The sequence below is a fragment of the Adlercreutzia faecimuris genome, from assembly GCF_022669055.1.
Taxonomy (GTDB): Bacteria; Actinomycetota; Coriobacteriia; order Coriobacteriales; family Eggerthellaceae; genus Enterorhabdus; species Enterorhabdus faecimuris.
The window spans coordinates 239598-262098 of the sequence record NZ_JAJMLW010000002.1 but is presented as its reverse complement, the minus strand read 5'-3'; the positions used below and the strand labels follow the sequence as shown (position 1 = coordinate 262098).

18 protein-coding genes are annotated in these 22501 nt (G+C 71.4%); 1 reads left to right on the top strand and 17 read right to left on the bottom strand.

Annotated elements, in window-relative coordinates; translation table 11 throughout:
• Positions 1 to 71 precede the first annotated feature (71 nt).
• A complete protein-coding gene (lexA, locus tag LPT13_RS06275; RefSeq protein WP_242164701.1) occupies positions 72 to 710 on the top strand; it encodes a transcriptional repressor LexA in 639 nt (212 codons plus the stop codon).
• Between the two features lie 304 nt (positions 711 to 1014).
• Here lexA and hflX read toward each other — a convergent pair whose 3' ends face one another.
• The 17 genes from hflX to dapA all read right to left on the bottom strand — a co-directional run bounded on the left by hflX (position 1015) and on the right by dapA (position 22459).
• Complete coding sequence (gene hflX / locus LPT13_RS06270; RefSeq protein WP_242164700.1) at positions 1015 to 2328, bottom strand: GTPase HflX; 1314 nt, start codon at positions 2326 to 2328, stop codon at positions 1015 to 1017.
• 212 nt (positions 2329 to 2540) lie between these two features.
• A complete protein-coding gene (locus LPT13_RS06265) occupies positions 2541 to 3698 on the bottom strand; it encodes an LL-diaminopimelate aminotransferase (RefSeq protein WP_242164699.1) in 1158 nt (385 codons plus the stop codon).
• Positions 3699 to 3761: 63 nt separating this feature from the next.
• Positions 3762 to 4700 carry a diaminopimelate epimerase gene (dapF, locus tag LPT13_RS06260; RefSeq protein ID WP_242164698.1) on the bottom strand — a complete coding sequence of 313 codons (939 nt, stop codon included), beginning with the start codon at positions 4698 to 4700 and terminating at the stop codon, positions 3762 to 3764.
• 45 nt (positions 4701 to 4745) lie between these two features.
• Entirely contained in the window at positions 4746 to 5678 is a 933-nt protein-coding gene (miaA, locus tag LPT13_RS06255) for a tRNA (adenosine(37)-N6)-dimethylallyltransferase MiaA (RefSeq protein ID WP_242164697.1), read from the bottom strand.
• Positions 5675 to 7042 carry a tRNA (N6-isopentenyl adenosine(37)-C2)-methylthiotransferase MiaB gene (miaB, locus tag LPT13_RS06250; RefSeq protein ID WP_242164696.1) on the bottom strand — a complete coding sequence of 456 codons (1368 nt, stop codon included), beginning with the start codon at positions 7040 to 7042 and terminating at the stop codon, positions 5675 to 5677. The genes miaA and miaB overlap by 4 nt, the downstream gene beginning before the upstream one ends.
• A 39-nt stretch (positions 7043 to 7081) precedes the next feature.
• Positions 7082 to 7405: a stage V sporulation protein S gene (locus tag LPT13_RS06245; protein ID WP_430622564.1), complete on the bottom strand. Its 324-nt coding sequence runs from the start codon at positions 7403 to 7405 to the stop codon at positions 7082 to 7084.
• A 151-nt stretch (positions 7406 to 7556) separates the two neighbouring features.
• A complete protein-coding gene (locus LPT13_RS06240; protein WP_242164695.1) occupies positions 7557 to 8645 on the bottom strand; it encodes an ATP-binding protein in 1089 nt (362 codons plus the stop codon).
• Between the two features lie 3 nt (positions 8646 to 8648).
• Positions 8649 to 10181: a ribonuclease Y gene (gene rny, locus LPT13_RS06235; RefSeq protein ID WP_242164694.1), complete on the bottom strand. Its 1533-nt coding sequence runs from the start codon at positions 10179 to 10181 to the stop codon at positions 8649 to 8651.
• Between the two features lie 237 nt (positions 10182 to 10418).
• The gene (locus tag LPT13_RS06230; RefSeq protein ID WP_242164693.1) at positions 10419 to 11078 is read right to left on the bottom strand and encodes a regulatory protein RecX; all 660 of its coding nucleotides are present in this window, start codon (positions 11076 to 11078) and stop codon (positions 10419 to 10421) included.
• Between the two features lie 3 nt (positions 11079 to 11081).
• Entirely contained in the window at positions 11082 to 12146 is a 1065-nt protein-coding gene (gene recA / locus LPT13_RS06225; protein ID WP_242164692.1) for a recombinase RecA, read from the bottom strand.
• Between the two features lie 404 nt (positions 12147 to 12550).
• Positions 12551 to 13756, bottom strand: a complete 1206-nt coding sequence (pgsA, locus tag LPT13_RS06220; protein ID WP_242164691.1) for a CDP-diacylglycerol--glycerol-3-phosphate 3-phosphatidyltransferase — start codon at positions 13754 to 13756, stop codon at positions 12551 to 12553.
• Positions 13757 to 13760: 4 nt separating this feature from the next.
• Positions 13761 to 15101 carry a 30S ribosomal protein S12 methylthiotransferase RimO gene (gene rimO / locus LPT13_RS06215; protein WP_242164690.1) on the bottom strand — a complete coding sequence of 447 codons (1341 nt, stop codon included), beginning with the start codon at positions 15099 to 15101 and terminating at the stop codon, positions 13761 to 13763.
• A 10-nt stretch (positions 15102 to 15111) separates the two neighbouring features.
• Positions 15112 to 15609 carry a YajQ family cyclic di-GMP-binding protein gene (locus LPT13_RS06210; RefSeq protein ID WP_242164688.1) on the bottom strand — a complete coding sequence of 166 codons (498 nt, stop codon included), beginning with the start codon at positions 15607 to 15609 and terminating at the stop codon, positions 15112 to 15114.
• Positions 15610 to 15697: 88 nt separating this feature from the next.
• On the bottom strand, positions 15698 to 16804 hold the full coding sequence (locus LPT13_RS06205; RefSeq protein ID WP_242164686.1) for a helix-turn-helix domain-containing protein: 1107 nt from the start codon (positions 16802 to 16804) through the stop codon (positions 15698 to 15700).
• A gap of 39 nt (positions 16805 to 16843) precedes the next feature.
• Positions 16844 to 19465 carry a DNA translocase FtsK 4TM domain-containing protein gene (locus LPT13_RS06200; protein WP_242164684.1) on the bottom strand — a complete coding sequence of 874 codons (2622 nt, stop codon included), beginning with the start codon at positions 19463 to 19465 and terminating at the stop codon, positions 16844 to 16846.
• Between the two features lie 132 nt (positions 19466 to 19597).
• On the bottom strand, positions 19598 to 21475 hold the full coding sequence (locus LPT13_RS06195) for a ribonuclease J (protein ID WP_242164682.1): 1878 nt from the start codon (positions 21473 to 21475) through the stop codon (positions 19598 to 19600).
• A gap of 84 nt (positions 21476 to 21559) precedes the next feature.
• Positions 21560 to 22459, bottom strand: coding sequence for a 4-hydroxy-tetrahydrodipicolinate synthase (dapA, locus tag LPT13_RS06190; protein ID WP_242164680.1), 900 nt, complete (start codon positions 22457 to 22459; stop codon positions 21560 to 21562).
• Between the last annotated feature and the right edge of the window lie 42 nt (positions 22460 to 22501).

Below are 22501 nucleotides of genomic sequence, written 5' to 3'. Positions count from 1 at the left end.
ATATGACGAACAAAAGTTCATGTCAACAACAAATTAAAACATTTGTTCTTGCATAGCGAAAGGAAGGGACCATGGCCCAGAAAGTCACGAAGCGCCAGCAGGCGGTGCTTGACTGCATCGAGGACTGCATTCGCGAGAAGGGCTACGGCCCCACGGTGCGCGAGGTCTGCGAGACCCTGGGACTCTCGTCGCCCTCCACGGTGCACGTCCACCTCAAGGCGCTCGAGGAGAAGGGCTACATCAAGCGCGACCCGCTCAAGTCCCGCTCCATCGCCCTCACCTACCACCTCGACCGCGACGACGACGCCTCCGACGTGGTCTCCCCCACCTTCAGCAAGGTGGTGAACGTGCCGCTCGTCGGCAACGTGGCCGCCGGCTCCCCCATCCTCGCCGAGGAGAACATCACCGACACCATCACGCTGCCCACCGACATCGTCGGCGACTCGCCGTCCTTCCTGCTCTCCGTCCGCGGTGAGTCCATGATCGAGGCCGGCATCAACGACGGCGACTACGTCGTGGTCAAGGAGCAGCCCGTCGCCAATAACGGCGACATCGTGGTGGCCATCATCGACGACGGCGCCACGGTGAAGCGCTTCTTCAAGGAGTCCGACCACATCCGGCTCCAGCCGGAGAACTCCTCCATGGAGCCCATCATCACCACCGACTGCTCCATCGCAGGCAAGGTGGTCGCCGTCTTCCGCCGCCTCTAGGGACGCCGCGCGCGCCGCTTTGAGCACGCGAGGAGCGAAGGCGGGAAACGAAGAGCAAACACGCGGTGGGGGAGCGCCGGCATCGGCCGCTCCCCCACCGCGTTTTCTAGGAGAGAGTGGGGGGTAGCGCTACGCCCTCCCCCTCTCGCGTTCGCGTTGCCGGAACCCCAGCAACATCACCGGATGGAGCAGCGCCATCCCTCCCCCATCCACGTTCATGCTGCCAACGCACGGCATCGTTGCCGCGTGCGCGAGGGCGTCAGGCGTATCGCTCCCCCACCGCATGTCCTGGGACGAGGCGGCGCTACTCCCCTGCCGTGAAGGGCGCGAAGGTGGGGGCGTAGGCGGGGCCTGCCAGCAGGACGAGGCGGGTGCCGGCCTCCTCGTGGGCCTCGGAGACGATGTGGCAGCGCTCGTGGGCCAGCGACACCAGGTCGCCGCGCTGGTAGGGGATGAGCACCTCGAGGTGCTCATCGGCCGCCGCGGCAGCCTGGGCGATGCGGGCCACCAGCCCGTCGATCCCCTCCCCCGTCGCCGCCGACACGGCGAGCGCCAGCGGATGGCGCCGCGCGAGCGCCCCGCGCGCCTCGTCGTCGAGCAAATCGACCTTGTTGAACACCTCGAGGCACGGGATGTCCTGGGCGCCGATCTGGTCGAGCACCTCCCGCACGGCCTCGATCTGCCCCTCGTACTCGGGCGACGACGCGTCCACCACGTGCAGCACCAGGTCGGCGCCCGTTATCTCGTCGAGTGTCGACTTGAACGCTTCCACCAGGGTCGTCGGCAGCTTCTGGATGAAGCCGACCGTATCGGTGCCGGTGATCTCGCGCCCCTCGGGCAGCTCGAACTTGCGCGTGGTGGAGTCGAGGGTGGCGAAGAGCTTGTCGTAGCTCAGCACGTCCGCCCCGGTCAGGCGGTTGATGAGGCTCGACTTCCCCGCGTTGGTGTAGCCGGCCAGGGCCACCTTGAACATGCCGCTCGCGTAGCGGCCCTCGCGCTGGACGGCGCGCACCTCGGCCAGGTGCGCCAGCTCGCGCTTGATGGACGTGATGCGCTTGCGCACCATGCGGCGGTCGACCTCCAGCTGGCTCTCGCCCTCGCCGAAGCGCGACCCGACGCCGCCGCCCATGCGGTTGGACGCCAGGTGCGCCCACATGCCGCGCAGGCGCGGGAGCAGGTACTGGTTCTGGGCCAGGCGCACCTGCAGGCGCCCCTCCTTGGAGGTGGCGTGCAGGGCGAAGATGTCGAGGATGAGCGCCGTGCGGTCGATGACCTTCACGTCGCGGCCCACCGCCTTCTCCAGGTTCGACTGCTGTGAGGGCGTGAGCTCATCGTCGAAGATGACCAGATCGGCGCTGTGGGCGCGGGCCAGCTCGGCGATCTGGTCGGCCTTGCCCGAGCCCACGAAGGTGCGGGGGTTGGGCGCGTCGAGCCTCTGGGTGGTCACGGCCACGGTCTCGGCGCCGGCCGTGTCGGCCAGCCGCTCCAGCTCGGCCAGCGACGACGCGAGGGGCCACTTGAGCCCCGGGCGGTCGACGCCCACCAGGATGGCGCGCTCGCGGCGCTCCTCGGCCAGGGTCTGGGGGCCGCGCTCTATCACGGATTCGAATTCAGTCATGGGGATTCCTCTCATCAACGCCGCGACCACGCGGGGCCGCCCGTCGGCGCGCCCGCGATCCCGCGGATCAGGCTCTGTCGGTGTCCTTCGGCCCTGTCGCCGCTAGATCACGAACATGCTGCGCATGATGGAATCTCCCTACTCTTAGAAAGAAGGCGCGCGCAGGATCGCGCGCCGCCCATCATAGCATAGAATCCCCTGCCCGGCCGCGCCTACATGGCCTCCTTGATGCGGCGCACCGCCTCCACCAGGCGCTCGTCGGGCGTCGTGAGCGAGATGCGCACGTAGCCCTCGCCGTCGGGCCCGTAGCCGCTGCCGGGGGTGACGATGACGTGGGCCCGCTCCAGCAGCCGCTCGGCGAAGGACGCCGAGGTGTCGCCGTCGGGCACGCGCGCCCACACGTAGATGGTGGCCCGGGGCGCCTCGCACTCCAGCCCGATGGCGCGCAGGGCGTCGACCACCAGGTCGCGCCGGCGCTGGTAGAGCGCGCACATCTCGTCCACGCAGTCCTGCGGGCCGGTGAGCGCCACGGCCGCCGCCTCCTGGATGGCGGTGAACTGGCCGGAGTCCAGGTTGTTCTTCACCGTGCCGAGCGCGGCCACGGCCTGGGCGTTGCCGCAGGCGAACGCGATGCGCCAGCCGGTCATGTTGTAGGACTTCGACAGGCTGAAGAACTCGATGCAGCACTCCCGGGCGCGCGGCCGCTCGAGGATCGAGGGCGCGCGGTACCCGTCGAAGCAGATGTCGACGTAGGCGTTGTCGTAGGCCAGCAGCAGGTCGTGCTCGAGGCAGAAGGCGATGGCGCGGTCGAGGTACTCGACGGGCGCGCAGGCGCCGGTGGGGTTGTTCGGGTAGCCGAGGAAGAGGATCTTCGCACGCTCGAGCACCTCGGGCGGCGTCGCCTCGAAGTCGGCGAGGAAGCCGTCCTCGGCCCGCATGGGCATGAACCAGGTGCGCGCGGACTGCAGCGTGGCGCCGCCCGAGTACACCGGGTAGCCGATGGAGGGGGCGAGCACGTAGTCGCCGGGGTCGACGAAGGCGGTGTGCAGATGCGCGATGCCCTCCTTCGACCCGATGAGCGCGAGCACCTCGGCATCCGGGTCCAGCTCGACGCCGAACCGGTCGGCCATGTAGGCGGCGCAGGCGCGGCGGAAAGCGGGCGAGCCGGCGTAGTCGGGGTACTGGTGGTTGGCCGGCTTGCGGATGGCCTCGGCCATGGCGTCGACGATGTGGGGCGGCGTCGGCAGGTCGGGATCTCCGATGCCGAGCGATATCACGTCGATGCCCTGGGCGCGCAGGGCATCGCGCTTGGCGTCGATCTGGGCGAACAGGTAGGGCGCCATCTCATCGAGGCAGGCGGCGGTTCTCATGGGCGGGCTCCTCTCTCGGGGCGGGACTGCCGGCTGCGCCCCCGCGCGGCCGGCGCGGGCGGCTTACCGGGCGCGGTCGATGGTGACGGTGCCGGAGAAGGACTGGGCGGCGGGGCCGGTCATGCGCACGTGGCCGTCATCGTCCCAGCGGATGCGCAGGTCGCCCCCGCGCAGGCGCACCGTGGACGTGCGTCCGGCCCGGCCCGTGAGGCTGGCGGCCACGGCCGTCGCGCAGGCGCCGGTGCCGCAGGCGAGCGTCTCGCCGCAGCCGCGCTCGAAGACGCGCATGGCGATGGCATCGTCCCCCGCGTGGGCGAACTCCACGTTCGTCTTCTCGGGGAAGGCGGGGTGCGCCTCGACGAAGGCGCCCACGGCGTCCACGTCGAGGGTGGCGAGCCGCTTGTCGAGCGAGTCGGGGAACAGCGCGTCGGGAAGCGCGTCGAAGTCGTCGATGAAGCACACGGCGTGGGGGTTGCCCATCGACACGCAGCAGAACGTGAGCGGCGCCCAGGGCGTGTCGAGGACGAGCTCGCCGACGTAGGGCGCGCCCTCGGGTGACGTCGCATCGGGGGCCGCGCCCACCGGCACCGCGGCCGGGTCGAGCACCGGCTCGCCCATGTCCACCGTGGCCTCGGCGAGCAGGCCCTCCCCGTCCACGGTGAAGGCGATGGGGCGCGGGCCGGCCAGGGTGTCGGCCACCAGCTCGCCGCCCTCGGGGCCCGACGGCGCGATGCCGCGATCCACCAGGAACTTCGCGAAGCAGCGCACGCCGTTGCCGCACATCTGGGCCAGGGTTCCGTCGGCGTTCACGTAGTGCATGTAGCCGGCATGCCCCTCCCCCACCGGCGGCCGCACGAGGATGACGCCGTCGGCGCCGATGCCGAAGTGCCGGTCGCACAGCGCGCGCACCTCGTCGGGCGAGAGCGCGAGCTCTCCCGCCCGGTCGTCTATCATCACGAAGTCGTTGCCGAGCCCGTGCAGCTTGGCGAACTCGATCTCCATAGGGCGCCTCCCTCGTTCCCGCGTCGCGGGCGGGGCCGGCGGCGCTTACGCGTGCAGGTCGTCGCCCAGGGCCGCGAGCGCCTCCCGCGCGATGGCGGCGGCGTCGCCGGATCCCGCGTCCACCCAGCGGATGCGGGCGTCGCGGCGAAACCAGCTGCGCTGGCGCTTGGCGTAGCGCCGTGTGGCCGCCTTGACGGCCTCCACGGCCTCGGCCAGGGTGCAGCGCCCCTCCAGGGCGTCGACGATCTCCTTATATCCTATGGCCTGGGGCGCGGTGACCCCGGCCCTGAAGCCCCCGTTTAACAAACCTTTAACCTCGTCGACCAGGCCCGCCTCGACCATGGCGTCCACCCGCGCGTCGATGCGCGCGCGCAGCTGGCCGGGATCGACGGCGAGCCCCACCTGGACGGCGGGCACGGCCTGGGGAAGCGTCGCCAGGTTGCGCTTCTGCTCGGCATAGGAGCCGCCCTCGGCCAGAAGCTCGAGGGCGCGGGCGACGCGCCGGACGTTGTGGGGGTGGACCACTGCGGCGCTCTCGGGGTCGGCCGCGCGCAGGCGCTCCCACAGGGCCTGGGCGCCGTGGGCCTCGGCGAAGGCCATGCACTCGTCGCGGACGGGGTTTCCCACCTGCTCGCCTGCCGGGAAGTCGTAGTCGTCGATGGCGGCGCGCACGTAGAGGCCGGTGCCGCCGGCCAGGACGGGCCAGCCGCCGCGCCCCTCGATGGCGGCGAAGCAGCCGCGCGCGTAGGGCTGGAACAGGGCCGCGGAATAGGGCTCGCCGGGGTCGACCAGGTCGAGCCCGTGGTGGGGCACCCGCCGCTCGGAGGGCGGGATCTTCCCCGTGCCGATGTCCATGCCGCGGTAGACCTGCATGGAGTCGGCGCTGACCACCTCGCCTCCGAGGGCGAGCGCGATCTCCTGCGCGACGGCGGTCTTGCCCGAGGCCGTCGGCCCCACCACGCAGACGACGGGCCTCACGGGCGCGGCGCCCCCTCCACCGTGCCGGCCAGGTACCACGTGCGGGCCTCGTCCACGCGCACGTCCACGACGGTCCCCACTAGGCCAGCCGCGTCGAGCCCCGCGGGCAGCGGCGCGTGGACGGTCTGGTTCTTGGGGCTCTTACCCGTGAGCATGGCCGCGTCGCGCTTGGAGGTGCCCTCGACGAGCACCGGGACCACGCGCCCCAGCTCGGCCTGGTTCGCCTGCCAGGCGCCCTCCTGCACGGCCTCGACCAAGCGGTCGAAGCGCTCCTGGATCACCTCGCGCGGCGTGTCGTCGGCCATCTTCGCCGCCGGCGTCCCCTCGCGCTTGGAGTAGATGAAGGTGAACACCTGGCCGTAGCCCACCTCGCGCACCAGCGAGAGCGTCTGCAGGAAGTCCTCCTCGGTCTCGCCGGGGAACCCGACGATGAGGTCGGTCGACAGGGCGATGTCGGGGCACGCGCGGCGCAGCTTCGCGATGAGGCCCAGGTAGTGCTCGCGGGTGTAGCGGCGGTTCATGGCCGCCAGGATGCGGTCGGATCCCGACTGGGCCGGCAGGTGCAGCGCCGGCATGAGCGAGCGCAGGCTGCCGAAGCGCGCGATCACCTCGTCGGTGAGGTCCTTGGGGTGGCTCGTGGCGAAGCGCAGCCGCTCGATGCCCGTGGCGTCCACGGCGTCGAGCACGTCGACGAAGCGCGGCTCGCCGTAGAGGTCGCGGCCGTAGGAGTTGACGTTCTGGCCGAGCAGCGTGATCTCGCGCACGCCGGCCTCCACGTAGCCGCGGGCCTCGCGCTCGATGTCCTCGAGGGCGCGCGACTTCTCGCGGCCGCGCACGTAGGGCACGATGCAGTAGGAGCAGAAGTTGTCGCAGCCCACGGTGATGGGCAGCCAGGCCGCCCAGGAGTGCTCACGGGCCGTCGGCAGCTCCGTCGGGAAGTCGCTCGACGATTCCAGGACCTCCACGTGGTGCGCGCCGTCGGCCACGGCCTGGGCGAGCAGGCCCGGCAGCGACCCCAGGTTGTGGGTGCCGAACACCACGTCGAGGTGCGGCAGCTGCTCGGTGAGCTTCTCGCCGTCGCGCTGGCCGATGCAGCCGCCCACGGCGACGATGCGCTTGGGAAGCGGCGAGCCGGCGCGCAGCGGCACGTTCTTGAGGGAGGCGACCTGGCCGTAGAGGCGCGTGTCGGCGGCCTCGCGCACGCAGCAGGTCATGAACACGACGATGTCGGCGTCCTCGACGGCGTCGACCATCGTGGCGCCGAGGCCCTCGAGCATGCCGGCGATGCGCTCGGAGTCGTGCTTGTTCATCTGGCAGCCGAAGGTGTGGATGCAGAAGGTCATCCGGTCGAAGGTGGGGGTCATGGCGTCCTTAGGGGTTGGGGTGGGCGGCGGCGGGAGGCTCTAGCGCGCCTCTCCCCCGTCGACGGTTCCGCGCAGGTAGCGGGGCTCCACCGCGAAGCGGATGGCGGTGCGGTACTCGCCGTCGATGACGATGTCGGCGAAGGAGGGCACGCACACGATCTCGATGCCGATGGGCGAGAGGAACCCGCGGGAGATGGCGATGGCCTTGACCGCCTGGTTCACGGCGCCGGCGCCGACGGCCTGGATCTCGACGGCCACGCCGTCCTTGATCATGCCGGCGATGGCGCCCGCCACCGAGGCGGGAGAGGACTTCGAGGATACTTTCAGGCAGCCGATCTCCGGCTTGGGGTCTGTGGTAGACACGTGCTGTTCCTTGTCGTGCGCTTCGTTTGTCGTTCGTTCGGTGGTGCGTTTCACGGCGTGATGACCCGCAACGGGGCGAACCGTTAGACTGCCGGTCATTTTACCGGTAATCCCCTCACGGCGCAACCGGGCCGGCCCGCCGCGCGGCGCCCTAGCGCAGCTTCTCGACGGGGATGGTGATGCGGATGGCGTCGGAGGCGACGCGCACCTCCGGCTCGACCGAGGCGTCCAGGTAGTAGCGGCCGGCCAGCTCGGAGAAGAGGCGGCCGACCTCCTCGCGCAGCTCGGCGACGTCGGCCTCGGCGAGCACCAGGCCGCGGGCGTCGCGGGAGGGGCGCCGCGGCTGCTTGGCCTTGCGGACCGGCGCGCGGGAGAAGCTCTCGGCGCGCAGGCGGTCCATGAGCGAGGGCAGAGGCGCGATCTGGCCGTCCATGACGCGCCGCGCACTGCGCTCGGAGAGCGAGAGCCCCATGTCAGCGGCCAGCTCGGCCAGGACGGCGGGGTCGGCGGCGGCGGCCAGGCGCTTGGACGCGGGCAGCGCGCGGGCGTCCTCGCAGAAGGCGCGGGCCGCGGCCGAGGTGGTGGCCATACCGAAGGCGTAGAGGGTGGCGGCCACCTCGGTGAACGAGCCGCAGTAGACGCTGCAGTCGTGGCGGTGCTCCAGGGCGAACTCGGCCGCCGTGCGCAGGATGTTCTTCGGGCCGCGCATGGCCTGGGAGCCGGCGTCGGTGGCCTCGAAGACGGGGAAGGTGGACTGGTCGGTCTTCTCGCCGAGGCGGGTGAGGTCGGTGGTGACGGCGATGGCCGAGCCCAAGCCCGGCGCCGACGAGGCCACGCGCGCCTCCTCGGCGTTCACGGCGATGGAGTAGAGGGCCATGCCGCGGCCGTGCATCCCCCACTTGTCCATGCGCGCCGTGTCGAGCTTCGACGTGACGCGCGGCTCGAAGACGCGCCCGTGGAGGGCGGCCGGGATGCCGGATCCGTCGTCGACGACGACGAGGGAGCGGGCCGTGTCCTCGCGCTGCACGGCCAGGAAGATGTTGCGCGCGCCGGCGTCGCGGGAGTTGCGCAGCATCTCGATGACGATGTCCTCGGTGCAGCGGATGTCCTGGGCCGCCTGACGGCGCTCCGCCTCGGAGCTCCGAAGGCGGACGAAGCCATCCCCGAGGTCGTCCTCGACCCGGAGATGACCCTCGCCGCATACCGACTCCACGAAGGAGCCGAGCGATTCCTCGGCCATGGGCTACTTGGCGTAGTCGACGGCGCGGCTCTCGCGGATGACCACGACCTTGACCTGGCCGGGGTACTGCATCTCGCTCTCGATCTGGTGGGCGATGTCGTGGGCCAGCACCACGGACTGGGCCTCGTCGACCACCTCGGGCTTCACCATGACGCGGACCTCGCGGCCGGCCTGGATGGCGTAGGTGCGCTCGACGCCCTCGTGGGCGTTGGCGATCTCCTCCAGCTTCTCGAGGCGCTTGATGTAGGCGTCGAGCGTCTCCTTGCGGGCGCCGGGGCGCGCCGCGGAGATGGCGTCAGCCGCCTGGACGAGCACGTCGATGACGGTGTTGGGATCCACGTCGCCGTGGTGCGCCTCGATGGCGTGCACGATCTCGACCCGCTCGCCGAAGCGGCGCGCCAGGTCGGCGCCGATGACGGCGTGGCTGCCCTCGACCTCGTGGTCGACGGCCTTGCCCAGGTCGTGCAGCAGGCCCGCGCGCTTGGCGGGAATGGGGTCGAGCCCCAGCTCGGAGGCCATGACGCCGGAGAGGTAGGCCACCTCCAGCGAGTGGTTGAGCACGTTCTGGCCGTAGGAGGTGCGGTAGCGCAGCCGGCCGAGGGTGCGGACGAGCTCGGGGTGCAGGTCGTGGATGCCCGTGTCGAAGGCGGCCTGCTCGCCGGCCTCCTGCACGCGCTGGTTCACGAGCTGGACGGCCTTGCCGTACATCTCCTCGATGCGGGCCGGGTGGATGCGCCCGTCGGCGACGAGGTTCTCCATGGTGACGCGGCCGATCTCGCGGCGCACGGGGTCGAAGCACGAGATGGTCACGCACTCCGGGGTGTCGTCGATGATGAGGTTGGTGCCGGTCAGCTGCTCGAAGGAGCGGATGTTGCGGCCCTCGCGGCCGATGATGCGGCCCTTGAGGTCGTCGGAGGGGATGTGGATGGCCGACACGGTGTTCTCGGCGGAGTGGTCGGCGGCCACGCGCTGGATGGCGAGGGACAGGATCATGCGCGCCTTCTTGTCGGCCTCGGCCTTGGTGCGGGCCTCGGCGTCGCGGATGATGGCGGCCGACTCGTGGGTGACCTCGTCGCGGATGGTGTCGAGCAGCTCCTCCTTGGCCTCGTCCGGCGTCATGCCGGCGACGCGCTCGAGGCGGCGGCCCATCTCGGCCTCGGCCTCGTCCAGGTCGCGCTCGCGGCGCTCGATCTGCCCCTGGAGGGACGAGATCTGGTGCTCGCGGGCGTCGAGGGTCTCGCTGCGGCGGTCGAGCGACTCCTCGCGCTGGGTGATGCGGTTCTCGGCGCTGCGCACCTCGCGCATGCGCTCCTTGTTGGCGTCCTCGACCTCCTGCTTGTACTTCAGGGCCTGGTCCTTGGCCTCGATGACGGCCTCTCGTCGCATCGTCTCGGCTTGCTGCTTGGCGTTCTCGACCACGGACGCCGCCTCCTCGGCGGCGCGCTTGGTGGCGGAGCTGGCAAGGAGGCGCGTGGCGACGAAGCCGAGGGCGATGCCGGCGACGGCACCGATGACCAGCCAGATGATCTCGGGCATTGGTCCCCCTTTCGTCTGCGTCTTGGGTTCACGGTTCGGTTTTTCCAGTAAAAAAGCCCGCTTGGGACGGGCATGAGCGATGAACGCGGAGGGTAGGCGCGATATAGGTTTGTCTCTATAGTCAAATACCCGGCGGGTACGCATCACTCATAGCTTCGGAAGAGTATAGCGTATTATCTCCGCGCCTGGAGCGCAGACGGGAAAACAGCACACCCCCTCGGCCACGCGCCCGGCGGGCTATTGTCGGGATTCGGACCAGCGGCGGGCGGCGGTGGCGGCGGTGGCGGTGCCGAAGCCCTGCTGGACGAGCTTGCGGAAGGCGGCGTCGCGCTGGTTCTTGGCCCGTGGCGGGCGGCGCCCCAGCAGGGCGAGGGCGCGGTCGACGTCGGCGTCGTCGCCCGCGGCGCGGTACTCGGCGTAGGACTCCAGGTCCCAGGGGTCGATGCCGAGGTCCTCGACCTCGGCCAGGACGCCCTCGACCCCCCGGCCCGATGCGATGCGCATGCGCACGAGGGCCTCGGCGTAGCGCCGATCATCCACCGCGCCCGCACGCACGGCGCGGGAGAGCGCCTCCTCCGCCTCCGCCTCGCCCCAGCCGTCGCGGGCCAGCCGCGCGCGGATGCGGACGGTGGACTGCTCGCGGGCGGCCGCGAGCCGCAGGATCTTCTGGAACGCCCGCTCGGCCGTGAGCTCCGCGTCCCCGGCTGTTCCCTCGCCCGCCGGCGCGTCCTCCCCCGCCTCTCCGGCACCCCGTGCCACGCGATCGTCGTCGAGGGGGAGGGCGCCGATACGCCGCGGCGCCTCTTCAGACGCCTCCTCGGCGGCTGGAGCGTCGCCGCGGGCGATGGCCTCCATGTCGGCGCGCAGGGATGCTATGAGGTCGGCCTTGGAGGGCATGGGCTACTTCTTCTTGCCGGTGCCCGCCTTGGGGGCCGGGGTGAAGCTGTCGGCGGCGTCGGGGTCGGGCGTGAGCACCGGGATGCCGAACTCCTCGCGCACCTTGGCCTCGATCTCGTCGCGCAGATCGGGGTTCTCGCGCAGGGTCTGCTTGGCGGCCTCGCGGCCCTGGCCGAGGCGCTCCTCGCCGTAGGTGTACCAGGCGCCGGACTTCTTGGCCACGCCGCACTCCACCGCCATGTCGACGATGCAGCCCTCGCGCGATATGCCCTCGCCGTACATGAGGTCGAACTCGGCCTGGCGGAAGGGCGGCGCCACCTTGTTCTTGACCACCTTGGCGCGCACCCGGTTGCCCACCACGTCGCCGTTCTGCTTGATGGAGTCGATGCGGCGGATGTCGAGGCGCACCGAGGAGAAGAACTTCAGCGCACGGCCGCCGGTGGTGGTCTCGGGGTTGCCGAACATCACGCCGATCTTCTCGCGCAGCTGATTGATGAAGATGCAGGTGGTGTTGGACTTGGACAGCGAGCCGGCCAGCTTGCGCAGGGCCTGGGACATGAGGCGCGCCTGGAGGCCCACCGTCGTGTCGCCCATCTCGCCCTCGATCTCGGCGCGGGGGACGAGCGCGGCCACCGAGTCGACAACCACGGCGTCGATGGCGCCGGAGCGCACGAGCATGTCGCAGATCTCGAGCGCCTGCTCGCCGGTGTCGGGCTGGGAGATGAGCACCTCGTCGATGTCGACGCCGATGCGGGCGGCGTAGACCGGGTCGAGGGCGTGCTCGGCGTCGATGAAGGCGACGATGCCGCCGGCCGCCTGGGCCTCGGCGAGGATCTGCAGGGCGAGCGTCGTCTTGCCGCTCGACTCGGGCCCGTAGATCTCGATGATACGCCCGCGGGGGACGCCGCCGATGCCGAGCGCTGCGTCGAGCGGCAGCGCGCCGGTGGGGATGACCCCGATGTTGAGGTCGGCGCCGCCCTCCCCCAGCTTCATGATGGAGCCCTTGCCGAACTTGGTCTCGATCTGGTCCGTGGTCAGCTTGAGCATCTTCGACTTTTCTTCGTTCATTCCCACTCCTTCAAGGGTACCCGCGCGGGCGCGGCTTCGGTCTTCGTCCATTATACGAACACCTGTTTGCACGTCAAGGGAAAACTTCGGAAAGCCATGGAAGTCGCCCCGAGCGCCATCCTAGGCGCCCCCGGCGACGGCGCGGAGATGGCGGGGCGCCGCAGGCGCGACCGCCCCGCGACGCCGCGCGCCCGGCCCCCGGGGTCCGTGACGACGCGGGAGCGCCTCCCCCGCCCCGCGGGGGCGCCGCCAGGACGCGCCCCCGCGGGGCCACGGCATCACGGGAGCGCCGCCGAGGCGCGTCCCCGCCGCAGGAGGGCGCCCCGCGGCCCGCGCCGCAGCGCTCCGCGAACGTCTCGCGCGCCACGGCAGGCCGCGCGCGGGCGCCTCCCCGGCGCCGCGGGCTAGCCCAGCGGCTCCTCCCCCGCCGCCGCGCGCGCGAGCGCCCCGAGCGCGCGCTCCACCGTCTGGAGCCGCACCGCCCGCCGGTCGCCGTCGAAGCGCAGCTCGCGGGCGGCCGTCCCGTCGGCGGTGGCCACGGCCATCCACACGGTGCCCACCGGCTTGCCCGGCTCGGCGCCGCCCGGCCCCGCGATGCCCGTGACGGCCACGGCCACGTCGGCCGCCAGGCGCGCGCGGGCGCCCTCGGCCATCTGCCGGGCCACCGGCTCGCTCACGACGCCCGCGTGCGCGATGGCGCGGCCGTCCACGCCGAGCAGGGCCTCCTTGGCCTCGGGCGCGTAGCTCGCGACGCCGCCGCGCACGACGGCCGACGACCCGGGCACCGCGGTGAGCGCGCCCGCTATGAGGCCGCCGGTGAGGCTCTCGGCCGTGGCCGCGGTCAGCCCGGCCGCCCCGAGGGCCGCCACCGCCTCCCGCGCCGCGGTGTCCACGCACGCCTCAAGCCCGTCCCCGCCGACGGCGCTCGCAACGGCCGCGGAGCCGGCGGCACCGTCATCCCCGGCGGCGCCCGCGGCCGCCCGGGGCCCGAACCCCAGCAGGTGGCGCGCCTTGGCCAGGTAGTCCATCATCGACACGATGGTCAGCACGAGGGCGACGATCATCACCGCCCAGGACACGACGTAGAGGGGGCTCGTCACGGCCGCCGCGGCATCGGGCAGCTCAAGCCCGTCCTTCACGATGAACAGCACGATGGCGATGATCTGGAAGACCGTCTTGGCCTTGCCGTACCAGCTGGCGGCGATCACCTCGCCGCGGCTGGCGGCCACCATGCGCACGCCGGACACGATGAACTCGCGCGCCAGGATGATGAGCACGGGCCACGAGGGCAGCGCGGCGAGCTCCACCAGGGCGAGCAGCGCCGCCGCCACGAGGATCTTGTCGGCCAGCGGGTCCATGAACTTGCCGAAGTCGGTCACCTCGCCGCGGCTGCGGGCCAGGTACCCGTCGATCCAGTCGGTGCAGGATATGAGGATGAAGACGCCGGCCGCCACCAGGCTCTTCGCCTGGTCCGTGAAGTCGGTGAGGCCCATCCACTGGGGCCACGGGCTCAGAAGCGCCACCACGAAGGCGGGCACCAGGCAGATGCGCACGACGGTGACGACGTTGGCCGGCGTCCAGAGACGCTCGGCGCGCTGGGGGGCGGACATAGGCCTAGAGCACCTCGCCTTCCATCTCGTAGAGCAGCGTGTCGGTGATGCGGGCGCGCACGATGCGGCCCGGCTCGCCGGCGTCGAGGTAGGTCACGCCGTCGACCTCCGGCGCCTGGCACTGGGCCCGCCCGTAGAGCTGGCCGTCCTCCTCGGCGCCCTCGACGAGCACGAACGCCTCGCGCCCCACGCGCGCGGCGATGAGCGGCGAGGAGGCGGCGTCGGCCGCGTCGCGCAGCCGCTGGGCGCGCTCGGCCCGCTCGTCGTCGTCGACCTGGCCCGGCAGGTCGAAGGCGGCGGTGCCCTCCTCGCGGGAGTAGGCGAACACGCCGACGTAGTCGAAGAGGCCCTCCTCCACGAAGGAGAGGAGCTCGTCGAACTCCTCGTCGGTCTCGCCGGGGAAGCCCGCGATGAGCGTGGTGCGCAGGGTCACGTCGGGCAGCGCCGCGCGCACCCGGCCGACGAGCGCCTCGAAGGCCGCGCGCGAGCCGCGGCGGTTCATGGCCCGCAGCACCCGCTCGCTCACGTGCTGCAGGGGTATGTCCAGGTAGGGGCACACGTTGGGATGGCGCGCCATCACGGCCAGGAGCTCGTCGGTCACGCCCTCGGGCTGCAGGTAGAGCACGCGCAGCCACGTGTCGGGAAACTCCCGGGCCAGCGCGTCGACAAGCCACGCCAGGTCGAGCGGCTCGTCGAAGTCGGCGCCCCAGCGGCCCGTGTCCTGGGCGATGAGGTCCACCTCGCCCGCGCCCGCCTCCACGAGCCGCGCCACGTCGGCGCGCACCTGCTCGTAGGAGAAGCTGCGGTAGCGCCCGCGGATGAGCGGGATGGCGCAGTAGGAGCACCAGCGGTCGCAGCCGTCGGATATCTTCACGTACCCGAAGGCGCCCGCCGGGCGCGCCTCGCCCGCGCCGGGCTCCGGGGCGGCGCCCGCCCGCTCGACGCCGAGCGCCCCGTCGAGCACCGCAGCGATGTCGTCCTCGCGCGAGCAGGGGACGAAGGCGGCGGCCTCGGGCAGCTCGGCGGCCAGCTCGTCGCCGTAGCGCGCCGGCATGCAGCCGGCGACGATCAGGCGTGCGCGGCCCTCGGCCACCGACGGCAGCCCCGCGGCGTCGAGGACGGCCTCGATGCTCTCCTCGGTGGCGCTCTGGATGAACGAGCAGGTGTTCACGACGATGGCGTCGGCGAGGGCCGGGTCGTCCTCCAGGCGGTAGCCGGCGGCCAGCGCGCGCCGCTCCATGGCGGCGGTGTCGACCTCGTTCTTGGCGCAGCCGAGGGTCACGAACGCGACGGAGCGCGCCGGGTGCCCGGCGCGCTCCGCCTGCGCGATGTCAGCGGTATCCAAGGCGGCGCCCCTAGCGGTAGTTGACGTACTGCAGCGGCTGGCCGTAGTCCTGGCCCTTGAGGAAGGAGATGACCTCCTGCAGCGTGTCGCGGCTCGCGCTCGACACGCGCAGCTTGTCACCCTCGATCTGCACCTTCACCTTGAGCTTGGTGGCCTTGATGTCCTTGTTGATCTTGGAGGCGGTGTCCTTGTCGATGCCGTCCACCACGCTGGCGACGCGGCGCACCGACTGGCCCGCGGCCGCCTGGGCGTCGCCCCACTTGACGGCGGCCAAGTCGATGCCGCGCTTCACGAGCTTCGACCCGATCACGTCGATGACCTGACCCGCCACGAAGTCGGACGGCGCGGCCACCGTGATGGTCTGGTTGGCCTTGTCGAGGCTGATCTCGGCGCCCGAGTCCTTCAGGTCGTAGCGCTGGGCGATCTCCTTCTTGGCCTGCTGGAAGGCGTTGTCCACCTCCTGCATGTCGACGGTCGACACCACGTCGAAGCTGGATTCCTTGGCCATGGCATGGCTCCTTTCGTCAGGGTTCTCCTAGGAGGAAGGCGGCCGCGCGGGCCGCTGGGATGGCAGGGATGCGGAAGGGAGGCGGCCGCTAGCTCGCCGACAAGCCGCCGGACGACGAGCCGCCCTCGCCCGAGCCGGACGAGCCGGACGACCCGCCCTCGGCCGACGAGCCGCCGCCGTGCTCCTCCTGCCACTCGCGCAGGATGGCCGGGAAGTCCACCGAGTAGGTGTACACGCCGTTGCCGCGGCTGTCGGTGGGCTTGACCTCCTCGCCGTCCAGGGTGAGCGTGACGCCGTCGGGGTTGCTCGTCACGAAGCGCAGCGTGCCCGTGACGTTGTAGTCCCGCGTGGCGGGCCCCTCCACCGTCTGGGCCACGTCGGCGCCCGACGAGCCGTCCAGGTACACCTCGATGTAGGCCGACTGGCCCTCCTTCACGGCGTAGCTGAACTTGGCGCTGGTGGGGGCCACGGCCGGCGGCGGGGTGGTCGCGGCGCCTCCCTGGGCGTCGCCGCCGGAGGCCGTGCCGTTCGACGCGGCCTGGTTGGACGTGTCGGTGAGGCCCGTGATGGGCACCTGGGGGACGTCCTGCTGCGCGGGGGCCTTGTTGCCGAAGACGAGGAACAGTACCACGATGAGCAGCACGACGATGACGGCGCCGGCGATGACGTAGGGCAGCCGCGAGCCGGACGTGGGCACCTTCGGCGGCGCGTAGAGGTTGGTGTACTGGGCAGACGGCATCGAGCCGTGGCGCGAGGGATGCACCCGGTCGGTGGCGTAGGTGCGGCCGCGCTCGTCGGTGCGGTCGTCGTAGAGACCGCGCCCGAGGGCGTTGTGGCGCACCGCCCGCTGCTCCTCGCGCGGGCGGGCGGCGCGGCCCTGGCGCGCGCCGGAGCGCGGGCGGGCGGCGCCGTCGCCGACGCGGGCGTCGTCGCGCACGCGGCCCACCTCGAAGGCGTAGGCCTGGTCCTTGTAGAGCCGGCCGATCTCGGCGGCGTTGAGCCCCACCAGCCGCGCGTAGGCGTTCACCATGTTGGTGGTGTAGCCGCGCGGGGGCATGCGGGCGAAGTCGCTGTCCTCGATGGCCCGCAGGATGTCGGGGCGGATGCGCAGGCGCCGGGCGGCGGCGGAGAGGTCCATCCCCTTGCGCTTGCGCGCGTCGCGCAGGATGTCGCCGAAGGCAATCTGTCGCGCCATAGTCTCAACTCCTCTTTCCGGAAGGCGGCCGCGGGGCGGCTACTCCGCGGCGTCCTGGGCCTCGAAGGCCTTGAGCGTCTCGAGCTCCATCTCGTCGACGAGCACCTCGCGCGGCTTCGAGCCGTTGGCGGGGCCGACGACGCCCTTCTCCTCCAATTGATCCATTATACGGCCTGCCCGGGCGTAGCCCACCTTCAGGCGCCGCTGAATGTTGGACGTGGAGCCCAGGCCGCTCGACACCACGATCTCGGCGCCCTCCCACAGAAGCGGGTCGTCCGCCTCCGAGCCGCCGTCGCCCGAGGGCGACGACGCGCCGAGGGTGACCACGTTGGTCTGGAGGATCTCGGAGTGGTACTCCGGCTCGCCCTGGGCCTTGAGGTGCTCCACCACGGCGTTGATCTCGTCATCCGAGACGTAGGGGCCCTGGACGCGCAGGGGCTTGGCGTACTCGGGCTTGGCGATGAGCAGATCGCCGTAGCCGCACAGGTTCTCGGCGCCAGTGGAGTCGAGGATGACGCGCGAGTCGATGCCGCTGGCCACCGTGAGGCCGATGCGGCAGGTGATGTTGGCCTTGATGAGGCCCGTCACCACGTTGGTGGAGGGGCGCTGGGTGGCGATGATGAGGTGGATGCCGGCCGCGCGCGCAAGCTGGGCGATGCGGCTGATGGAGAACTCGACCTCCTTGCCGACGTTCATCATGAGGTCGGCCAGCTCGTCGATGACGATGACGATGAAGGGCAGCGGGTCGCCGAACTCGTTGGGCTCGGGCTCCCGGCCGGCCGCGCGCGCCGCCTCGTCGGCCTCCTTGGCCGCCTTGGCCTTGGCGTTGAACGAGCCAATGTTGCGGGCGCCCACCTTGCTGAACAGCTTCAGGCGCCGCTCCATCTCGGCCACGCCCCAGGAGAGCGCGCTCGAGGCCTCCTTGCACTCGGTGACCACCGGCACGTAGAGGTGCGGGATGCCGTTGTAGCCGCTGAACTCGACGCGCTTGGGGTCGATCATGATGAAGCGCACCTCGTCGGGGGTCGCCCGCATGAGGATGGTCATGATCATGGCGTTGATCTCGACCGACTTGCCCGAGCCGGTGGTGCCGGCGATGAGCAGGTGGGGCATCTTCGACAGGTCGCCGGTGATGGAGTGGCCCTCAACGTCCTTGCCGATGCAGATCTGCATGGGGCCCTCGCCCACGTCCTTGAGCACGTCGGTGAGGTAGACCGTCTTGCGGGCGCGGTTGGGCACCTCGATGCCGACGTAGTTGGTGCCGGGCACCGGCGCGAAGATGCGCACGCCCGGCGCCGCGAGCGCCAGCGCGATGTCGTCGTTCAGGGCGGTGATGCGGCTCACGCGCACGCCGGGGGGCAGCTCCACCTTGAACAGGGTCACCGTGGGGCCGGCCACCCAGCCCACGACGTTGACCATGATGCCGAAGTCCTCCAGCGTCTCCTGGAGGTTGGCGGCCGTCTCCTCCAGCTCCTCGTCGCTCGCGCCGGCCGTCTTGCCGTCGCCCTGGACGAGCAGGTCCACCGGCGGCAGCGCGAAGCCGCCCTCGGCGGGGACGGGCGCGGGGGCCGCCTTCGCCTTGGGGGCGCGCTTGGGCTTGGGCGCCGGCGCCTCGGCCGGCGCGCCATCGGGCGCGGGCGCGGCCTTGGCGTGGCGTGCGCCGAGCTTGCGGGTGATGGTCGCGGGCGGCTCGGGGGCCTCCCCGTCGTCCTCGTCGTCAAGCGCGCCGGCATCGGACGCGGCCAGCGGGCGCGTGAGCGCCTGGGTGGGCGCGGCCTCCTCCCCGTCGAGGTCCTCGGAGCGGCGCCGGGCGCGGCGGTGCGAGCGCTCAGCCGACAGCAGCGACACCGTCTTGGCCGCCGACGCGTCCTCCTCGCCTCCGGCCGTGCCGAGCACGCGGGTGCGCGCCGATCCCAGGCCGTCGTCGGCCGGCGTTCCGTCCCCGTCGTCCTCCCAGCCGGCCACCGGCGCGCTGGCGCGGCGGCGGGGCAGGCGGATGCGGGCGAAGGGGGGCGCCTCGGCGGAGTCGAGGGCGGCCTCGCGCTCGGCGCGCTTGCGGCGCACCGTCTCGATGAGCTTGGATATGGAGAACCCGATGACGATGACGCCCACCACGATGAGCCCCACCAGGATGACGCCGGTGATGACCGGGCCGAACAGCAGGTAGCCGGCCCAGGCGATGCCCGCGCCGATGTAGCCGCCGTGGGACAGCAGCAGCTGGCGCAGGAACAGCTGGTCGTAGGCGCCCGGCTGGATGGGCGAGGCGAGCGCGATCAGCCCGAGCAGGGCCACCAGGATGAGCGCCAGGCCGATGGCGGCGCGCACGGGCACGCGCTCGCGCTCGAAGCGCACGAGAAAGGTGACGCCGATGGCCGCCAGGAACAGCGGCATGACGTAGGCGCCCACGCCGAAGGTGAGGCGCAGGGCCTCGGAGAGGAACGACGCCACGATGGCGTCGCCGGCCGGCAGGACAGCGGCCACCATGAGCACCACGGCGGCCACGATGAACAGCACGCCCACGATGTCGCGGCGCGTGCGCTCGTCGAAGACGCGGGCCTCCTCGGCCGCGCGGGGGGCGGGCCTGCGCCCCTTGGAGGGCGCCGCCTTGCGCCCCTGGCTGCTCTTGCGGGTCTGCTGGGTTGGTGTCGACTTCCGGGCCACGCCCTGCTCCTTCGTGCCTCGTTTCAGTGCTGCGTTTGGGGGCGGGCCGGGCCCGCCTGGCGCACGGGCGACGCCCCGAGGAGCGCCGCCCGCTGGCTAACCTGCTGATTATAGCGCATGGGCGCCGTCGTCCTACACCTCCAGGATGTTGACGATCACCATGGGGCGCTGCTTGGTGCGCTCCCACAGCAGCGACAGCACCGCGTCGCGGGCCACCTTGCGCAGCTCCTTCACGCCGCCGCCCTTGCCGAGCTGCCGGCGCATCGCGCCCTTGAGGGCGCCCTGAGCCTCCTCGGCCAGGTAATGGTCGTCGCCGCCGGTGATGCCGCGCATGACGATCTGCACCTCGCCGACCACCTCGCGGCGCTTGAGGTCGACCGCGGCGGCCACCGAGGCGAAGCCCTGCTCGCCCAGGGCGCTGCGCTCGTCGAGCACGTCCTGGGAGGTGTCGCCCACCGACAGGCCGTCGACGAACACGATGCCGCTCTGGACGCCCTCGCCCCGCTCGACGCCCTTGGCGGACAGCTCGAGCGCGTCGCCGTTCTCGATGACGAAGATGTTCTCGGCCGGCACGCCCGTGGCCTCGGCCAGCTCGGCGTGGGCACGCAGGTGCGTGGCCTCGCCGTGGACGGGCATGAACGCCTTGGGCTTGACCATCGACAGCACGATCTTGAGCTCCTCGGCGCCGGCGTGGCCCGACACGTGCACGCGGGCGCGCGACTTGTCGTAGACGTCCGCGCCGATCTTGGCGAGGGAGTTGATGACGCGGGTGACCGCCTTCTCGTTGCCGGGGACCGGCGTGGCCGAGATGATGACGGTGTCGCCCTGCTCCAGGTCGATGGTCTTGTGCTCGCCGTTGGCGATGCGCGCGAGCGCGCTCAGGGGCTCGCCCTGGGACCCGGTGCACATGATGACCACCTGCTCGGGCGGGATGCCCTTGAGCTCGTAGGCGTCGATGAGGTCGCTGTCGGCGATGTTGAGGTAGCCCAGGCGCCGGGCGATGTCGGTGTTCTGGATCATGGACCGGCCCGTCACCACCACCTTGCGGCCGTTGGCGATGGCCGCGTCGCAGATCTGCTGCATGCGGTGGATGTGGCTGGCGAACGACGCGATGATCACGCGCCCCTTGGCCTGGGAGATGATGGTGCGCAGGGTCTTGCCCACCTCGGCCTCCGACGGCGTGAAGTTGGGGTTGGTGGCGTTGGTCGAGTCGCTCATCATGAGGTCGACGCCCATCTCGCCGAAGCGCGCGAGCGCCCCGAAGTCGGTGTGGACGCCGTCGATGGGGGTCTGGTCCAGCTTGAAGTCGCCCATGTGCAGGACGTTGCCGGCCGGGCTCTGGAAGAACACGCCCACGGCGCCGGGGATGGAGTGGTTCACGGCGAAGAAGTCCACCGTGAAGCAGCCGAGCTTGATCTGGTCGCCCGGCTTGATCTCGATGAGCTTGGCGTTCTTCACCTTGTGCTCGGCGAACTTGCCCTCGATGAGCCCCAGCGTCAGCTTGGTGGCGTAGATGGGCACCGTGCGGTCGAGGTCCTTCAGCAGGTAGGGCAGGCTGCCCGTGTGGTCCTCGTGGCCGTGGGTGACGATGATGCCGCGCAGCTTGTCGGCGTTCTCCAGCACGTGGGTGTAGTCGGGCAGGATGAGGTCGATGCCCGGGTGGTCGTCGTCGGGGAACATGAGGCCCGCGTCGTCGAGGATCATGTCGCCCTTGCACTCCAGGCAGGTCATGTTCTTGCCGATGGCGTCCAGGCCGCCGAGCGGGATGATCTTGAGCTTGGCGTTGGGATCCTTGCCCTTGGCCGAGATGCGGCGGTCGGCGCCGTGGGCGCCCTTGGCGGGCTGCTTCTTCTTGGGCGCGGCCGCGCCATCGCGCGAGAGCTGGGGGCGCTTGCGCTCCAGGTTCTCGTGGCGGAAGGTGCGGGTGCGGCGCTTGGCGCCCTCGCGGCCGGGCTGGCCGCCGTCGCCCTGGGCCTTGGCGGCCCGGGGGTCCTTGTTGTCGTTGGTCATAGCGGGTGGTTTCTCCTTCTTTCCAAAGAAACGCCGGCCGCGCGGGGATGCGGGGCCGGCGGACGTCACGTACGGGGACGCGCCCTAGGCGAGCACGCCCGTCTGACGCATGACCTGCGCCAGGGTCGCGGACTGCTCGGGGGTGGCGTCCACGAGCGGCAGGCGCACGCCGCCGACCGGGAAGCCGATCAGCTTGAGCGCCTCCTTCACGAGGATGGGGTTCGCCGTGGTGAAGAGCCCCTCCATGAGCGGCAGCAGGGCCTCGTTGGCCGCCGCGGCGCGCTCCCACTCCCCCGCCGCGCACAGGTCCACGATCTCCTTCATGCGGGCCGGGGCCACGTTGCCGATGGTGGAGATGACGCCCACGCCGCCTGCGCGCATGATGTCGTAGGTGGCGGAGTCGTCGCCCGAGTACACGTCGAAGCCCGCGGGGGCCTCGGCGATGATGCGCTCGATCTGGTCCATGCGGCCGCTGGCCTCCTTGACGGCGACGATGTTGTCGCAGTCGCGGGCCAGGCGCAGGGTGGTGTCGGCCTCCATGTTCACGACGCAGCGGCCGGGGATGTTGTACAGGATGATGGGCAGGTCCACCGAGCCGGCGATGGTGCGGAAGTGCTGGTACATGCCCTCCTGCGGCGGCTTGTTGTAGTAGGGCACGACGCACATGAGGCCGTCGACCCCGAGCGGGGCCACCTTCGAGGCGAAGTCCACCGTGTCGGCCGTGCAGTTGTCGCCCACGTTGGCGATGACGGGGACGCGCCCGGCGACGGCGGACACCACGGCGCGGAACAGGTCCATCTTCTGCGGGTAGAACACCGTCGGGCTCTCGCCGGTGGTGCCGTTGACGATGATGGCGTCGCTGCCTCCCTCGATCAGGCGGTCGGCCAGGGCCTGGGCGCGGTCGAGGTCGAGCTCGCGGTCGTCGTCGAAGGGCGTGACCATGGCCGGGATCATCCGGCCGAAGCGGGGGGCGTCAGCTGCCATCGGGCATCTCCTTAGGTATCGTGAGGCGCCGCATGCCGCGGC